This window comes from Streptomyces sp. AC512_CC834, from assembly GCF_019049325.1.
Classification (GTDB): Bacteria; Actinomycetota; Actinomycetes; order Streptomycetales; family Streptomycetaceae; genus Streptomyces.
Map to the genome: position 1 here is coordinate 46,603 of NZ_JAGMUO010000039.1, position 15,798 is coordinate 62,400.

At 72.3% G+C, this 15,798-nt stretch carries 8 protein-coding genes and 1 tRNA gene; all 9 read left to right on the plus strand.

Features of this window, described 5'->3' with window-relative positions; all coding sequences use genetic code 11:
- The first annotated feature begins 158 nt into the window (after positions 1-158).
- The gene (locus tag KUM40_RS16660) at positions 159-749 is read left to right on the plus strand and encodes a small secreted protein (RefSeq protein WP_217166756.1); all 591 of its coding nucleotides are present in this window, start codon (positions 159-161) and stop codon (positions 747-749) included.
- Positions 750-885: 136 nt separating this feature from the next.
- Positions 886-2,400, plus strand: coding sequence for a class I SAM-dependent methyltransferase (locus KUM40_RS16665; protein WP_217166757.1), 1,515 nt, complete (start codon positions 886-888; stop codon positions 2,398-2,400).
- A gap of 297 nt (positions 2,401-2,697) precedes the next feature.
- Positions 2,698-2,895 carry a hypothetical protein gene (locus KUM40_RS16670; protein ID WP_217166758.1) on the plus strand — a complete coding sequence of 66 codons (198 nt, stop codon included), beginning with the start codon at positions 2,698-2,700 and terminating at the stop codon, positions 2,893-2,895.
- A gap of 269 nt (positions 2,896-3,164) precedes the next feature.
- A complete protein-coding gene (gene topA, locus KUM40_RS16675; protein ID WP_217166759.1) occupies positions 3,165-6,035 on the plus strand; it encodes a type I DNA topoisomerase in 2,871 nt (956 codons plus the stop codon).
- Positions 6,036-6,148: 113 nt separating this feature from the next.
- Entirely contained in the window at positions 6,149-9,514 is a 3,366-nt protein-coding gene (tmk, locus tag KUM40_RS16680; RefSeq protein WP_217166760.1) for a dTMP kinase, read from the plus strand.
- Between the two features lie 138 nt (positions 9,515-9,652).
- On the plus strand, positions 9,653-10,858 hold the full coding sequence (locus KUM40_RS16685) for a DNA polymerase III subunit delta' (RefSeq protein WP_217166761.1): 1,206 nt from the start codon (positions 9,653-9,655) through the stop codon (positions 10,856-10,858).
- A 139-nt stretch (positions 10,859-10,997) separates the two neighbouring features.
- Entirely contained in the window at positions 10,998-12,617 is a 1,620-nt protein-coding gene (locus KUM40_RS16690) for an alpha/beta hydrolase (RefSeq protein ID WP_217166762.1), read from the plus strand.
- A gap of 148 nt (positions 12,618-12,765) precedes the next feature.
- Positions 12,766-12,839 (plus strand) — tRNA-Thr (locus KUM40_RS16695).
- Between the two features lie 258 nt (positions 12,840-13,097).
- Positions 13,098-15,677, plus strand: a complete 2,580-nt coding sequence (locus KUM40_RS16700; protein ID WP_254395210.1) for a DUF6397 family protein — start codon at positions 13,098-13,100, stop codon at positions 15,675-15,677.
- The last annotated feature ends 121 nt before the right edge of the window (positions 15,678-15,798 follow it).

Genomic DNA, 15,798 nt, shown 5'->3' on the forward strand with positions numbered 1-15,798 from the left:
CGGCGCGTGTTGACGCGTCGTCCGCCCGTTTCGCGCGTACAAGCGCCCCTCACCGTGAGCCTTCTCTCTCTTGGTGCAAATGGCTTCAATACGGTCTTAACGGATGTTCGTCCGGCGGATGTCCCCCATCCGGCGTGTATGTTCCGGGGCCGAGAGCCATGGAAGGGGCCAATCCGGTGAACAAGAAGCTCGCGGCCGCACTGTCCGGCGGTGCGGTACTGGCACTGGCGCTGACGGGATGCGGCGGCAGCGACGACAACGAGAAGCTGGACGCCTGGGCGAAGCAGGTCTGCGAGGGGGTGCAGCCGCAGGCCAAGAAGATTGCGGCGGCCAACTCGGCGATCCAGAAGGAGACCTCGGACAACAGCACGCCTGCGGAGGTCCAGAAGACCGACGCCAAGGCCTTCCAGGACATGTCCGACGCCTACAAGGCGATGGGCGCCACCGTCCAGAAGGCCGGTGCTCCCGATGTCGACGACGGCGAGAAGAAGCAGAAGGACGCGGTCAAGGAGCTGAACGGCCTCTCCACCTCCTACGCCTCCCTGCGCGAGCAGGTGGAGGACCTCGACACCAAGGACCAGGCGAAGTTCGCCGACGGCCTCAAGGACATCGCCACCGAGCTGAACAAACTCAGCAAGAGCGGCAGCGACGCGCTCAAGACCCTGGAGGAGGGCGACGTCGGCAAGGCGATGGCCGAGCAGCCGAGCTGCAAGTCGGCCACCCCGTCGGCGTCGACGGCCAAGAGCTGACGCCGACGGCCAAGAGCTGACGTCGACGGCCAAGGGCTGACCGGTCCTGGTCGGTCCGGCCACGAGCTGACCGGGCCGATCAGGAACCGGCGTCCGCTGCGGAGGCGCGGGGCGGGGTGCGGGCCACAATGGAGGTGTGAGTAACGCCAGCCTGTCCCCCCTGCCCTCCGCCGACCACCCCGACGTCACCGCCCGGCTGCGGGGCGCCCTGCTCGGGGCGTCCTTCACCGCCGACGGACTGCTGGAGCTGCTCGGCGCCCCCGCCTACGCGGCGCTGTCGCGCAGCGAGACCGTGCCCGCGCTCCGGGCGACCCGCGGCGACACGCCGCTCGAACTGCTCGTCCGGCTGTTCCTGCTCCAGCAACCCGTCCTCCACGCGCGCGTGGACGACGTTCTGCCCGTCGACGCCTGCCTGGAGAGCGGGTGGCTCGTCCGCGCGGGCGACGAGGTGGCGGCCACCGTGGACGTACGTCCCTACGGAGGGCCCGGCGGCGAGGACTGGTTCATCGTCTCCGACCTGGGCTGCGCGGTCGGCGGCGCCGGTGGCATCGGCAGCCACGCCGAGGGCGTCGTCCTCGGCGTGGGCGGCGCCTCCACGACCCTCGCGGGCCTCACCGTCCGTACGCCCGTCTCCGCGGCCCTCGACCTCGGCACCGGCTCCGGCATCCAGGCGCTGCACGCCGCCGCGCACGCCACGCGCGTGACGGCCACCGACGTCAACCCGCGCGCGCTGCACATCACCGCGCTCACGCTCGCCCTGTCGGGGGCACCGGCCGCCGAACTGCGCGAGGGCTCCCTCTACGAGCCGGTCCACGACGACGAGACGTACGACCTGATCGTCTCCAACCCGCCCTTCGTGATCTCACCGGGCGCCCGCCTCACCTACCGCGACGGCGGGATGGGCGGGGACGATCTGTGCCGCTCGCTCGTTCAGCAGACGGGGGAGCGCCTGAACGAGGGCGGGTTCGCGCACTTCCTCGCCAACTGGCAGCACGTGGAGGGGGAGGACTGGACGGACCGGCTGCGCTCCTGGGTGCCGCGCGGCTGCGACGCCTGGATCGTGCAGCGCGAGGTGCAGGACGTCACGCAGTACGCCGAGCTGTGGCTGAGGGACGCGGGCGACCACCGCGGCGACCCGGCCGAGTACCAGGCGCGGTACGACGCGTGGCTGGACGAGTTCGAGGCACGCAAGGTCAGGGCCGTCGGCTTCGGCTGGATCACCCTGCGCCGGACCGGGGCCGCCGAGCCCTCGGTCATCGCCGAGGAATGGCCGCACCCGATCGAGCAGCCGCTCGGCGAGACCGTGCGCACGCACTTCGACCGCGTCGACTACCTGCGCGCCCACGACGACGCGGCCCTCCTCGAAGCGCACTTCACGCTGGCCGGCGAGGTCGTCCAGGAACAGGTCGGGCTGCCCGGCGCCGAGGACCCGGAGTACGTCGTCCTGCGCCAGAACCGCGGCATGCGCCGGGCCACCCGGGTCGACACGGTCGGCGCCGGCTTCGCCGGGGTCTGTGACGGCACCATGAGCGCCGGCCGCATCCTGGACGCCATCGCCCAGCTCGTGGGCGAGGACCCGGTGGCCCTGCGCGACCGCACGCCCGCCCAGATCCGGCTGCTGGTGGAGCAGGGCTTCCTCGAACCGGCGTAGGAGGCCGGCGTAGGAGGCCGACGCGGGAGACCGGCACAGAGCCGCCGCAGACCGGCACAGAAGCCGCAGACCGCCGAAGAAGACCGCCGCAGAAAGCCGCCGTAGAAAATCGGCGTGGCAGCGCGTCGTCGGTCCGCGCCGCCCGGCACCCGTCGCCGTACGGGAAGAACGAGCCGGGCGCGCGGGACCGGTGATCCGTCGGCTCCCCGTTCACCTCGGGTTCGCCTGGCCGCCGCCCGTGCGTGACAGCCTCCCGGAGACTGGACAGTCGCGAGCTGGAAAAGGGGCACGGGGACCATGGAGAGCGGACCGGCGATCTTCGCGGGATTGGTGTTCGCCCTGTTCGGGGCCGGTCTGCTGGTGTGGACCACGACGCGCGTACGGCACGGCCGGCCCGTCGCGCACGGTGTGAGCCCCGTCGCATCGGCGGCCGTCGCGAGCGTCGCCGCCGTGGTCGCGCTGGCCCTCGGCGCATGGTGCCTGACGCGCGTGTGAGAGGCCTGTTCCGGCCCCTGCCCGAGGCGGTGCCCGAGTAATCGGGGGATCGCGCTCCGGATGCACGCGTCGGGACGGGTGAGCACTCCGGGCGGCAGGAACCGGGTTCGTCGGGTTACCGTTCGAGTGGCCGTTGCGGGCTTTTCCCGTTTGACACGGGGGCGGGAGGTACCGTCACACTCCGCAGCGTCACGACCGAAATGCAGCACGACCCGACCCCGGGACCACGGCCTGGGGAGGCCCAGCGTCGACCGGAGAGAAGAGCGAAGTTGTCCCCGACCAGCGAGACCGCGAAGGGCGGCCGCCGACTCGTCATCGTCGAGTCGCCTGCCAAGGCGAAGACGATCAAGGGCTATCTCGGCCCTGGCTACGTCGTCGAGGCGAGCGTCGGGCATATTCGCGACCTTCCCAGCGGCGCCGCCGAGGTGCCGGAGAAGTACACCGGTGAGGTCCGCCGCCTCGGCGTGGACGTCGAACACGACTTCCAGCCGATCTATGTGGTCAACGCCGACAAGAAGGCACAGGTCAAGAAGCTCAAGGACCTGCTGAAGGACTCCGACGAACTCTTCCTCGCCACCGATGAGGACCGCGAGGGCGAGGCCATCGCCTGGCACCTCCAGGAAGTCCTCAAGCCGAAGATCCCGGTCAAGCGCATGGTGTTCCACGAGATCACCAAGGACGCGATCCGGGCCGCCGTCGCCAACCCGCGCGAGCTCAACCAGAAGCTCGTCGACGCCCAGGAGACCCGCCGCATCCTCGACCGCCTCTACGGCTACGAGGTCTCGCCGGTCCTGTGGAAGAAGGTCATGCCGAAGCTGTCGGCGGGCCGTGTCCAGTCCGTCGCCACGCGCCTCGTGGTCGAGCGGGAACGCGAGCGCATGGCGTTCCGTTCCGCCGAGTACTGGGACCTGACCGGCACCTTCGCGACCGGCCGCGCGGGGGACGTCTCCGACCCGTCGTCGCTGGTCGCCCGCCTCCAGACCGTCGACGGCCGGCGCGTCGCGCAGGGCCGCGACTTCGACTCCCTGGGGCAGATCAAGAGCGCGAACACCCTCCACCTCGACGAGGCGAACGCCCGCGCGCTCGCCGCCGCCCTGGAGAACACGCGCTTCGCCGTCCGCTCCGTCGAGTCCAAGCCGTACCGCCGCTCGCCGTACGCCCCGTTCCGTACGACGACGCTCCAGCAGGAGGCGAGCCGCAAGCTCGGCTTCGGCGCCAAGTCGACCATGCAGGTCGCCCAGAAGCTGTACGAGAACGGCTACATCACCTACATGCGTACGGACTCGACGACCCTGAGCGACACGGCGATCACCGCCGCCCGCGCCCAGGTGACGCAGTTGTACGGCGCCGACTACCTCCCGGACCGGCCGCGGACGTACGCCGGCAAGGTCAAGAACGCGCAGGAGGCGCACGAGGCGATCCGTCCCTCGGGCGACCGCTTCCGCACGCCCGCCGAGACCGGGCTGACCGGCGACCAGTTCAAGCTCTACGAGCTGATCTGGAAGCGGACCGTCGCCTCCCAGATGAAGGACGCGACCGGCAACAGCATCACGGTGAAGATCGGCGGCGCCGCCTCCGACGGCCGGGACGTCGAGTTCAGCGCCTCCGGCAAGACCATCACCTTCCACGGCTTCCTCAAGGCCTACGTCGAGGGCGCGGACGACCCGAACGCCGAGCTGGATGACCGCGAGCGCCGCCTGCCGCAGGTCGCCCAGGGCGACGCGCTGACGGCCCAGGAGATCACGGTCGACGGCCACGCCACCAAGCCCCCGGCCCGCTACACCGAGGCGTCGCTGGTCAAGGAGCTGGAAGAGCGCGAGATCGGCCGCCCGTCGACGTACGCGTCGATCATCGGCACCATCCTGGACCGCGGCTACGTCTTCAAGAAGGGCACGGCGCTCGTCCCGTCCTTCCTGTCCTTCGCCGTGGTCAACCTCCTGGAGAAGCACTTCGGGCGGCTCGTCGACTACGACTTCACCGCCAGGATGGAGGACGACCTCGACGCCATCGCCCGCGGCGAGGCCCAGGCGGTGCCGTGGCTGCGGCGCTTCTACTTCGGTGAGGGCGAGGGCGAGGGTGCCGGCCACGGCGGCGCCGCCGACGCGGGCAACGGCGACGGGGACCACCTCGGCGGCCTCAAGGAACTGGTGACCGACCTCGGCGCGATCGACGCGCGCGAGGTGTCGTCCTTCCCCGTCGGCAACGACGTCGTGCTGCGCGTCGGACGCTACGGCCCCTACGTCGAGCGCGGCGAGAGGGACTCCGAGAACCACCAGCGCGCCGACGTCCCCGAGGACCTGGCACCGGACGAGCTGACCGTGGAGCTTGCGGAGGAACTGCTCGCCAAGCCGAGCGGCGACTTCGAGCTGGGCCCCGACCCGGCGACCGGCCACGCCATCGTCGCCAAGGACGGCCGCTACGGCCCCTACGTCACCGAGGTGCTCCCCGAGGGCACCCCGAAGACCGGCAAGAACGCCGTGAAGCCGCGGACGGCCTCGCTGTTCAAGTCGATGTCGCTGGACACGGTGACGCTGGACGACGCCCTCAAGCTGATGTCGCTGCCGCGCATCGTCGGCGCCGACGCGGAGGGCGTCGACATCACCGCGCAGAACGGCCGCTACGGCCCGTACCTGAAGAAGGGCACGGACTCGCGGTCCCTCCAGGCCGAGGAGCAGCTCTTCACGATCACGCTGGAGGAGGCGCTGGCGATCTACGCCCAGCCCAAGCAGCGTGGCCGGGCCGCGGCCAAGCCGCCGCTGAAGGAACTGGGCACCGACCCGGTCAGCGAGAAGCCGGTCGTGGTCAAGGACGGCCGCTTCGGCCCGTACGTCACCGACGGCGAGACCAACGCGACCCTGCGCTCCGGCGACAGCGTCGAGGAGATCACGCCGGAGCGGGGCTACGAGCTGCTCGCCGAGAAGCGCGCCAAGGGGCCCGCCAAGAAGACGGCGAAGAAGACGGCCGCGAAGAAGGCCCCGGCCAAGAAGGCGACGGCGAAGAAGACCGCCGCCAAGACCGCCGCCAAGAAGACGACCGCCAAGACCGCGACCAAGACCGCGGTCAAGAAGACGGCGACCAAGACGGCGACCAAGACGGCCACCAAGAAGACGACCGCCTCCGAGGCGGCGTCGGAGGACTGAGCCCGGCTCAGAAACTTCGCGAAACGAACGCCCCGGCATCATTTCGGTGTCGGGGCGTGCGTACGTTCGGCCGGGCACGCCGGACTGTCGGTGACGACCGATAGGCTGAACGCATGACGCGAGCCGAGCAACCAACGGCCCCTCACCCCGCCCCGGACGACGCTCTGGTCGCGGACTCCCGCGAGCGCGCCGTCCGCGCCCTGCTGCGACGTCCGCAGCTAAGGCGTTTGTGGAGCGCACAGCTCGTGGGGGGTGTCGGCGACATCCTCGCCCTCCTGGTGCTGGTCCTCCTCGCCGTGCAGGCCGCGATCGCCGCGGGCTCGTTCGGCGGGGGCTACCGGGGCGTGGCGTTCGCAGTGGCGACCGTTTTCGGCGTACGCATCCTGGCGACGCTGCTCTTCGGCGCCGTACTGCTCGGGCCCCTCACCTCCCTCACCTCGCAGGACGGTCCGCTCGACCGCCGCTGGACCATGGTCGGCGCCGACGGTCTGCGGGCCGCGCTGCTCATCGTGGCGCCGCTGTGGATCGACTGGACGCCCGACGACGCCCTCGCCGTCCTCCTGGTGACCGTCTTCGTCACCGGGGTCGCCGAGCGCTTCTGGACGGTGTGCCGGGAGAGCGCGGCCCCCGCGCTGCTGCCTGCGCCGCCCCTGGAGGGCGCGACGGTACGACCGCTGCCCGACCACATGGACGCCCTGCGCCGCCTGTCGCTGCGCACGGGCTTCGTGGCGATCCCGCTGGCCGGGGCGGCGCTGGTCGTCGCGGGGCTGCTGAACAACCTGCTGGGCTCCGGCATCGACTGGTTCGCCGAGCACCAGGCGGCGCTCGGTTCGTACGTGGCGGCCGGACTGTTCGCCGCGTCCCTGTCCGTGGTGGCCTTCCTGGAGCTGCCCGGCGTGCGCACCCCGCGCGCGCGCTCGCCCCTGGAGGGCATGCGCCGCCCGAAGAGCGGCACCGGTGTCGACAAGGGCCGCACCGCGGTGCTCCCGCTCCTGGTGTTCGCCTGCGCCGCGGTCGCCGCGGTGGTGGCGGCCACGGTCGCCGTGGCGGTGCTGCACGCCAAGGACCTGGGCGGCGGCCCCGTGCTGTACGGGCTGATGGTGGGCGCGCTGACCGGCGGCGTCGTCGTCGGCATCCGCACGGCCCCCGCCCTGCTGCCCTCCCTGTCCCGCCGGCGACTGCTCGCACTGGCGATCGCCTTCGTCGGCGTCGCCCTGCTGGCCGCCGGGCTCGTCCCGGACGACACCACCGTGCTGCTGCTCCTCGCGCTGGCCGGCGTCGGCGCGGGCGTGGCCGCGAACACCGGGCACGCGCTGCTCGACCAGGAGAGCGAGGACCACCGCCGGGCCCGCACGACCGAGCACCTGCACGCGGTCGTCCGGGTCTACGTGGCGCTCGGCGCGGTCGTCGCGCCCGTGCTGGCCGCGGCGATCGGACCGCACCGGCTGGAGAACGGCAAGTTCGTCTTCGCCCACGGCGGCGCCGCGTTCGTCCTGATGCTGCTCGGCGCGCTGCTGCTGCCGCTGGCCGCGCTGGTGCTGGCCAAGGTCGACGACCGCTCCGGCGTGCCGTTGCGGCACGACCTGCGGGACGCGCTGCTCGGCGGCGACGACCCGGTGCCGACGCCCGCCACCGGCGGCTTCTTCATCGCCCTGGAGGGCGGCGACGGCGCCGGCAAGTCCACCCAGGCCGAGGCACTCGCGGAGTGGATCCGGGGCAAGGGACACGAGGTCGTGCTGACGCGCGAGCCCGGGGCGACCCCGGTGGGCAAGCGCCTGCGCTCCATCCTGCTGGACGTCTCGAGCGCCGGTCTGTCGCACCGCGCGGAGGCGCTGCTGTACGCCGCCGACCGCGCGGAGCACGTCGACACCGTGGTCCGGCCCGCCCTTGAGCGCGGTGCCGTGGTCGTCTCCGACCGCTACATCGACTCCTCGGTGGCCTACCAGGGGGCGGGACGCGACCTGTCGCCCACCGAGATCGCCCGCATCAACCGCTGGGCCACCAACGGGCTCGTACCGCATCTGACCGTCCTGCTGGACGTCGCGCCCGAGACGGCGCGCGAGCGGTTCACCGAGGCTCCGGACCGGCTGGAGTCGGAGCCCGCCGAGTTCCACGCGCGCGTGCGCTCCGGTTTCCTCACCCTGGCCGCCGCCGACCCCGGTCGCTACCTCGTCGTGGACGCGGGCCAGGAGCCCGAGGCCGTCACCACCGTCGTACGCCACCGGCTCGACCAGGTGCTGCCGCTGTCCGAGGCCGAGATCAAGGCCCAGGAGGAGGCGCGCCGCAAGGCCGAGGAGGAAGCCCGCCGCAAGGCCGAGGAAGAGGCCGCGCGCAAGGCCGAGGAGGAGCGCCTGGAGCGCGAGCGCCTCGAGGAGGAGGCGCGGGTGCGCGCCGAGGAGGAGGAGCGCAAGCGGCGCGAGCTGGAGGAGGCGCAGCGGCGCGAGGCCGAGCGCCAGGCCGAGGAGGCCCGGCGGCGGGCCGAGGAAGCGCGGCGGAAGGCCGAGGAGGAGCGGGTACGGCTCCTCGCGGAGGAGAAGGCGCGGGCCGAGGAGGAGGCGCGGCTGCGGGCCCAGGAGGAGCGGCGCCGCAAGCAGGCCGAGGAGGAGGAGCGGCTGCGCGCCGAGGCCGAGGCCCGGCGGCTGGAGAAGCAGCGCAAGGCCGAGGAGGCCCTGATGCGGGCCGAGCAGGCACGCCGGGCGGCGGAGCAGGCGGCGGCCGCGGCCGCGGTCGGTCCCAAGTCGGCGGCCCCCGCGGCGGCGGACACCCCCCGGCCGAAGCCGGCCGCTTCGCCCCCCTCCGACGCGGCGACCGTGCCGACGCCGGTCGTGACCCCGACGAACGCCTCCGGCGGCCCCGTGGAGGACACGGCGGTACTGCGGCCGGTGCGGGACACCAGGGACGACGACCGTGCCGGCGCCGGGGACGACACCCGGGGCGGGCATGGCGACGGCGGCCGGGCGCCAGGGGTGTCCGAGTCCGGGTCCGAGTCCGAGTCCGAGGTGACGACCGAGCTGCCCGTGCCGCAGGTGCCGTCCGGCGCCACGGACGAGACGGCCGTGCTGCCGGCGGTGGAGCCGAGGGACGCCGACGAGACGGCGGTGCTGCCGCCCGTGACGCCGGGAGCCACCGACGAGACGGCGGTGCTGCCGCCCGTACGCGGGGACGACCCCGCCGACCGTGTCCCACCGGGCTACTTCCGGGAGGACGGCCCGGCCGCCGGTGCCGACCGGACCGGGGAACCGCAGGACACCACGCGCGAGCTGCCCCAGATCGACCCGGACCGGGCCCCGTCCCGCAGGCGCCGTTCCGACTGGGCCGAGGAGACCCCGCTGGACGACCTGCCGACGCTGGCGGACGAGCTGCTCGGACCGCACGACGAGGACGACGACGGCCGGAACGACGACGGCCGGAACGACGACGGCCGCGGGGGACCCGGCGGCGAGGGCGGCCGTCGGGGCAAGGGCCGGGGACGACGCTGAGGAGCGGGGACGCCCGGGGCCCGTGCCCCGGGCGTCCCCGCCGCGTTGTCAGTGCCGCCCCGCACAATGGAGGACGCGGCGCCGATCGGGGCGGCGCGCAGTGCGACGGCGGGACGTGACGGAAGGACGGCGTGACCCATGACCGTGTGGGACGACCTCGTCGGGCAGGAGAAGGTGAGCGAGCAGCTCGCCGCCGCTGCCCGGGACGCCGACGCCTTCGTCACCGCCGCCGCGGCGGCGGGCCCCCTCCCGGACTCGTCGAGCATGACGCACGCCTGGCTGTTCACCGGCCCGCCCGGCGCCGGGGTGACACAGACGGCGCGGGCCTTCGCCGCCGCACTCCAGTGCGTGAGCCCCGACCGGGCACTCGGCGGCGTCCCCGGCTGCGGCTTCTGCGACGGATGCCACACGGCGCTCGTCGGCACCCACGCGGACGTCAGCACGGTGGCCGCCGTGGGCGCCGAGATCCTCGTGAGGGACATGCGGGACACCGTCCGCAAGTCGTTCACCTCGCCGGCGACCGGCCGCTGGCAGATCATCCTCGTCGAGGACGCCGAGCGGCTGAACGAGAAGTCGGCCAACGCCGTCCTCAAGGCCGTCGAGGAGCCCGCCCTCCGTACGGTCTGGATGCTGTGCGCCCCGTCCATCGAGGACGTCCTGCCCACGATCCGCTCCCGCTGCCGCCACCTGAACCTGCGCACACCCTCGGTCGAGGCCGTCGCCGACATGCTCGTACGCCGTGAGGGCATCGAGCCGGACGTCGCCGCCGCCGCGGCCCGCGCCACCCAGGGCCACGTCGACCACGCCCGCCGGCTGGCCACCGACCCGGCCGCCCGCAACCGCCGCGCCGCCGTGCTGAAGCTGCCCCTGCGTGTCGAGGACGTCGGCGGCGCGCTCAGGGCGGCCCAGGAGCTGGTGGACGCGGCGGCGGAGGACGCCAAGCAGCTCGCCGAGGGGATCGACGTCAAGGAGGCCGACGAGCTGAAGGCGGCCCTGGGCGCGGCCCAGGGCGGCCGGCTGCCGCGGGGCACGGCGGGTGTGATGAAGGACCTGGAGGACAAGCAGAAGCGCCGCAGAACGCGCACGCAGCGTGACAGCCTCGACCTCGCCCTGACCGACCTCACCGCCTTCTACCGCGATGTCCTCGCGTTCCAGCTCGGCTCCCGCGTGGCGATCGCCAACGCCGACGCGCAGGACGCCCTGGAGCGCCTCGCCCGCGGCGGCACACCCGAGTCCACCCTGCGCCGCATCGAGGCGATCGCCGCCTGCGGGGAGGCCCTGGACCGCAATGTGCCCCCGCTGCTGGCGGTTGAGGCGATGACGATGGCGCTCAGAGCGGGCTGAAAGCCCCGGCGAGGAGCGCGGCCAGGAGCCCCGGCGAGGAGCGCGGCGAGGAGCGGGGACACGGTTGACGGCGTAACACGTACGAGGCACGCGAATCACACACCGCGTCAGTCCCGTCGCGGAGAGTTACGCTCGCTGAATGCACACAAGGCGCACTCACCGCAGGACCCGCACCGGCAGCACCCGCTTGCGAGCCACGCTGCTCGCCACCGCGCTGCTCGCCACCGCCTGCTCGGCCGGGGGCGCGTCGACGTCCGCCGGTTCCCCCGCTGCGGAGGCGGCAGGCTCGACGGAGGCGGCGAAGGCGACCCTGGCCGCGCTGCCGAAGGCCACGCCCTCCGCGCTGTCGCCGTACTACGAGCAGAAGCTGAGCTGGCGCGACTGCGGCGTCCCCGGCTTCCAGTGCGCCACCATGAAGGCCCCGCTCGACTACGCGAAGCCGACCGAGGGGGACGTCCGGCTCGCGGTGGCCCGCAAGAAGGCCACGGGACCGGGCAAGCGGCTCGGCTCGCTGCTGGTCAACCCGGGCGGGCCCGGCGGCTCGGCGATCGGCTACCTCCAGCAGTACGCGGGCATCGGCTACCCGGCGGATGTCCGCGCCCAGTACGACATGGTCGCGGTCGATCCCCGGGGCGTGGCCCGCAGCGAGCCAGTCGAGTGCCTCGACGGCCGCGAGATGGACGCGTACACGCGCACGGACGTCACACCGGACGACCAGGGCGAGGCGGACGAGCTGGTCGACGCCTACAAGGAGTTCGCCGAGGGCTGCGGAAAGGACGCGCCGAAGCTGCTGCGCCACGTCTCGACGGTCGAGGCCGCCCGGGACATGGACGTCCTGCGCGCGGTGCTGGGCGACGAGAAGCTGACCTACGTCGGAGCCTCGTACGGCACGTTCCTGGGCGCGACGTACGCCGGCCTGTTCCCGGACCGGGCCGGCCGTCTGGTCCTGGACGGCGCGATGGACCCCTCCCTGCCCGCGCGCCGCCTGAACCTGGAGCAGACGGCGGGCTTCGAGACGGCCTTCCAGTCCTTCGCAAAGGACTGCGTGAAGCGGCCCGACTGCCCCCTCGGCGACAAGGGCACCAGCCCCGACCAGGTAGGCAAGAACCTCAAGGCCTTCTTCGACGACCTGGACGCCAAGCCGATCCCCGCCGGCGACGCCGACGGCCGCAAGCTCACCGAGTCCCTCGCCACCACCGGCGTGATCGCGGCGATGTACGACGAGGGCGCCTGGCAGCAGCTCCGCGAGTCGCTGACCTCGGCGATGAAGGAGAACGACGGCGCCGGCCTGCTGATCCTCTCCGACAGTTACTACGAACGCGAGGCCGACGGCGGCTACAGTAACCTGATGTTCGCCAACGCCGCCGTGAACTGCCTCGACCTCCCCGCCGCCTTCTCCTCCCCGGACGAGGTGCGCGACGCCCTCCCCGAGTTCGAGAAGGCGTCCCCGGTGTTCGGCGAGGGCCTCGCCTGGTCGTCCCTGAACTGCGCGTACTGGCCGGTGAAGCCCACGGGTGAGCCGCACCGCATCGAGGCGGCCGGCGCCACCCCGATCGTCGTGGTCGGCACCACCCGCGACCCCGCCACCCCCTACCGCTGGGCCGAGGCCCTGTCCGACCAGCTCTCCTCCGGACGCCTCCTCACCTACGAGGGCGACGGCCACACCGCCTACGGCCGCGGCAGCACCTGCATCGACTCCGCGATCAACACCTACCTGCTGCGCGGCACCCCGCCCGAGGACGGCAAACGCTGCTCGTAGCCACCCCGCCGGGCCCCACCCGGCCCGGCCACATCCACCCCATCCACCCCACCCGCCCCGGAGCCCCGGCCCCCCGGGGCGGGTACGAAGCACCCCCGGAAACTGTGTAGACTTACCGACGTTGCTGATCGCACCATGGTGCCAGCGCGCCGCCTTAGCTCAGATGGCCAGAGCAACGCACTCGTAATGCGTAGGTCTCGGGTTCGAATCCCGAAGGCGGCTCTGTGGAAGCCCCAGGACTCACTCGCCGTGACCTGGGGCTTTTGCTTTTGCCGGATGCGGTGGCGGCGCAGGCTGCGTGCCGCACGGGTGTCGCCTGTCTCACTGGTCCGCGAGCAGTCCATGAGCTTCTTCGGCACACCCCCATGACAGCGTGACACCGGCGCCCTCGGAGAGGAATCGGCCTGCCCCGGATAGTCACTGACTGTCAGAACCTCGTGTCACAGTGTGAAAGCACAGTGGATACGGGGGAGGAACAACATGGCGGGTGCGACAGCGAAATACCTCACGCTCGAAGCGGCTCGCAGGAAACTTGGCCTACGTAAGGACGAGTTCACTCTGGGTGTCGAGCGCGGCGTGATTCGTACACGCTGGAGTGGGGACGAGCTGTGCGTCAGTGCGGGCGAGGTGGCTCGGTGGCGCGCGAGCCACGGTGAACTCACCGAACTCACCGGCCTGGTACACGCGGCGGAGGCCGCCGGGCTCGCGGGGATCAGCAGGCACCGATTCGACCAGTTGGCGCGCGCCGGTGTCATCCGCCCGGTCCGGTCGTACACCAACCGCTATCACGCCGAAGTCTGGCAGTACTCGGCCGCCGACGCCCGCCAGTTGCCCGAACGGTGTTCCGAACTGGTCGGTACCCGGCTCCCCGGCTCCTTCCTGTCCGGACTGGCAGGTGGCACCGATCGCAGGTCCGAGGGTCACCGGGCGCGGCTCCGTGCCCACGCGATGTTGTTGCTGCACGACCCCTGGGTGAAAGCTGCCGTGTGGTCGTACTGGCTTGGATGTGTGCAGTCGCCCGCCGACCGTGCGGAGCTCTGCCCGGCCGAGGCCGTCCATCTCGCGAGGCGCTTTGCGGAGGAGAGGCTGGCGGACGTGCTGGACTCGCGCGCGAACCCTGTTACCACCGAGGAGCAGGCCGAAGCCACTCGGGAGTTCGCGGTCGCCCTGCGCAGGGCCCGGCGCAGTTGCCCGGCGCCCGAGCTGATCGCCGCCTCCGACGCGGCGGCGCGGCTGGGTGGCACCGTGGAACGGATTCCGGACGAGTACCGCGACCGTGGTGTCCCCGCAGATCTGCTCGAGCAGAGCGTGGCCGATGATCTGGCTACGGTGACGGTCCCGGCGCAGGTTGCGGCGGTCCGTGCACAGCGGGCCGCGCAGCGCCGGAAGGATGAGCGGAAGGAAGTCCGGGAAGCCGAACAGGCCGCAAAGCGCCAGCGCGAGCAGCGCGAGCGCGCAGCCGCCGCGCGCGCCCGTGCCCATGTCCCGGAACGGACAGCCGATGCCGCGGTGACTCTCCACCTCGGCCCCACCAACTCCGGCAAGACGCACGACGCCATTGCCCTGCTGGCCGCGCACGTCGAGGCAGGGCGGACCGGCGTGTACGCGGCACCGCTGCGCATGCTTGCCTTCGAGGTCTACGAACGGCTGCGCACCCGGCTCGGCGCGGAGAAGGTGGGTCTGCGCACGGGTGAGGAGCACCTCAACCCGGATGCCCCGGCGCTGTGCTGCACGGCTGAATCGGCGCCCACCGACGGCGACTTCCTGGTCGTCGACGAGGCGCACTGGCTGGCCGACGAGGACCGTGGTCACGCCTGGACCCGGCTGTTGCTCTCCGGAGCCCACACCGACGTGCACATCTGTGCCGTACCGGAGGCCGAGGACCTACTGCGCAAGCTCTTCGCTCCAGGCACGAACATCACCGTGATCCGCCATACCCGGCACGGCACACTGAGCCGGACGGCGGACTTCCAGGCTGCGACCCTTCCGTCGGCAAGCGCGGTGGTGGCCTTCTCCCGCAAAGCCGTGCTCGCACTGCACCGTGAACTGCTTGAAGCGGGCCGGTCGGCGACGGTCCTCTACGGTGCGATGCCGCCCGCGGCCCGCCGCGAGCAGATCCGCCGCCTGTCCGAGGGACAGGTCGACGTGATCGTCACCACGGATGTGATCGGTCACGGTGTCAACCTTCCGCTGCGAGCCGTGGCGTTCGCGGAAACGGGCAAGTACGACGGCAGCTCCCGCCGGGAGTTGCGGGTCTGGGAGGCCGCTCAGATCGCCGGCCGGGCCGGTCGGCGGGGCCATGACGCAGGGGAGGGGCTCGTGGGCGTCTACCGGAGCCGACTGCCCGGCCTGACCGTCACGGCCCGGCTTCTGGACCGGGCCGTCCAGGTGGCCAACGGAGCGCGATCCGGTGGCCTGCGCGTCACGACGGCCCGGCTGCGCCCCGCGTGGACCGACCTGGGACAACCGGAACCCGGAGAGATCCCGCACGCTCTGGTCGGCTGGACCGTTGCCGCCGGTGCGTTCGCCCAGCAGCGTTCATGGTTGCGGCCGATGCTCGTGGACGACATCCACGCCAAGCTGTTGACGGCACGCAGGGCCGCCGGAGTGCCTCCGGACGCCGACGGCCGCTGGCCACGTGACGGCCACACTGTTTGGAGGCTGATCACCTTGCCCATGAATACGGACCGCCCGACTTACCCGGCCGTCTGCCGGGCGGTCCTGTGTGGCGTGACCCTGCAGCACCTGATGTGTCCGCTCACCAGCATCGGACGGATGTCTTTGCCCCGAGCCGAGGAGTACGCCGCGACGATGCGGGACCTGAGTACCGCCATCCGGGCCTTCGGTCGTGAGTGCGGCGGCGTGAGCGCCGAGGAAGTGGCGGCAGGCGAGCAGGCGGCCGCCGAGCGGATCAACCGACTGGTCGCGACCTCCCGGCCGCTGGCCACGCATGGTGGCTGCGCTTCCTGCGGCGAACCCTGCGCCCCCTGGTACACACATTGCGATGCCTGCCACTCCGCCCGCTACTCCCGATATGACGCTGACTGGGTCGACTGGTGAGCGCGGCACTGCTTCGGCCGAACCGGGAGGGAATCTGGCAGGTTGGAGTCCTGAAGGCGTCCCTCTGGTCGTCGCCTGCCACTACGGTTGGTGTTCGACCGCTCTGCGGGACCGGAGTGCG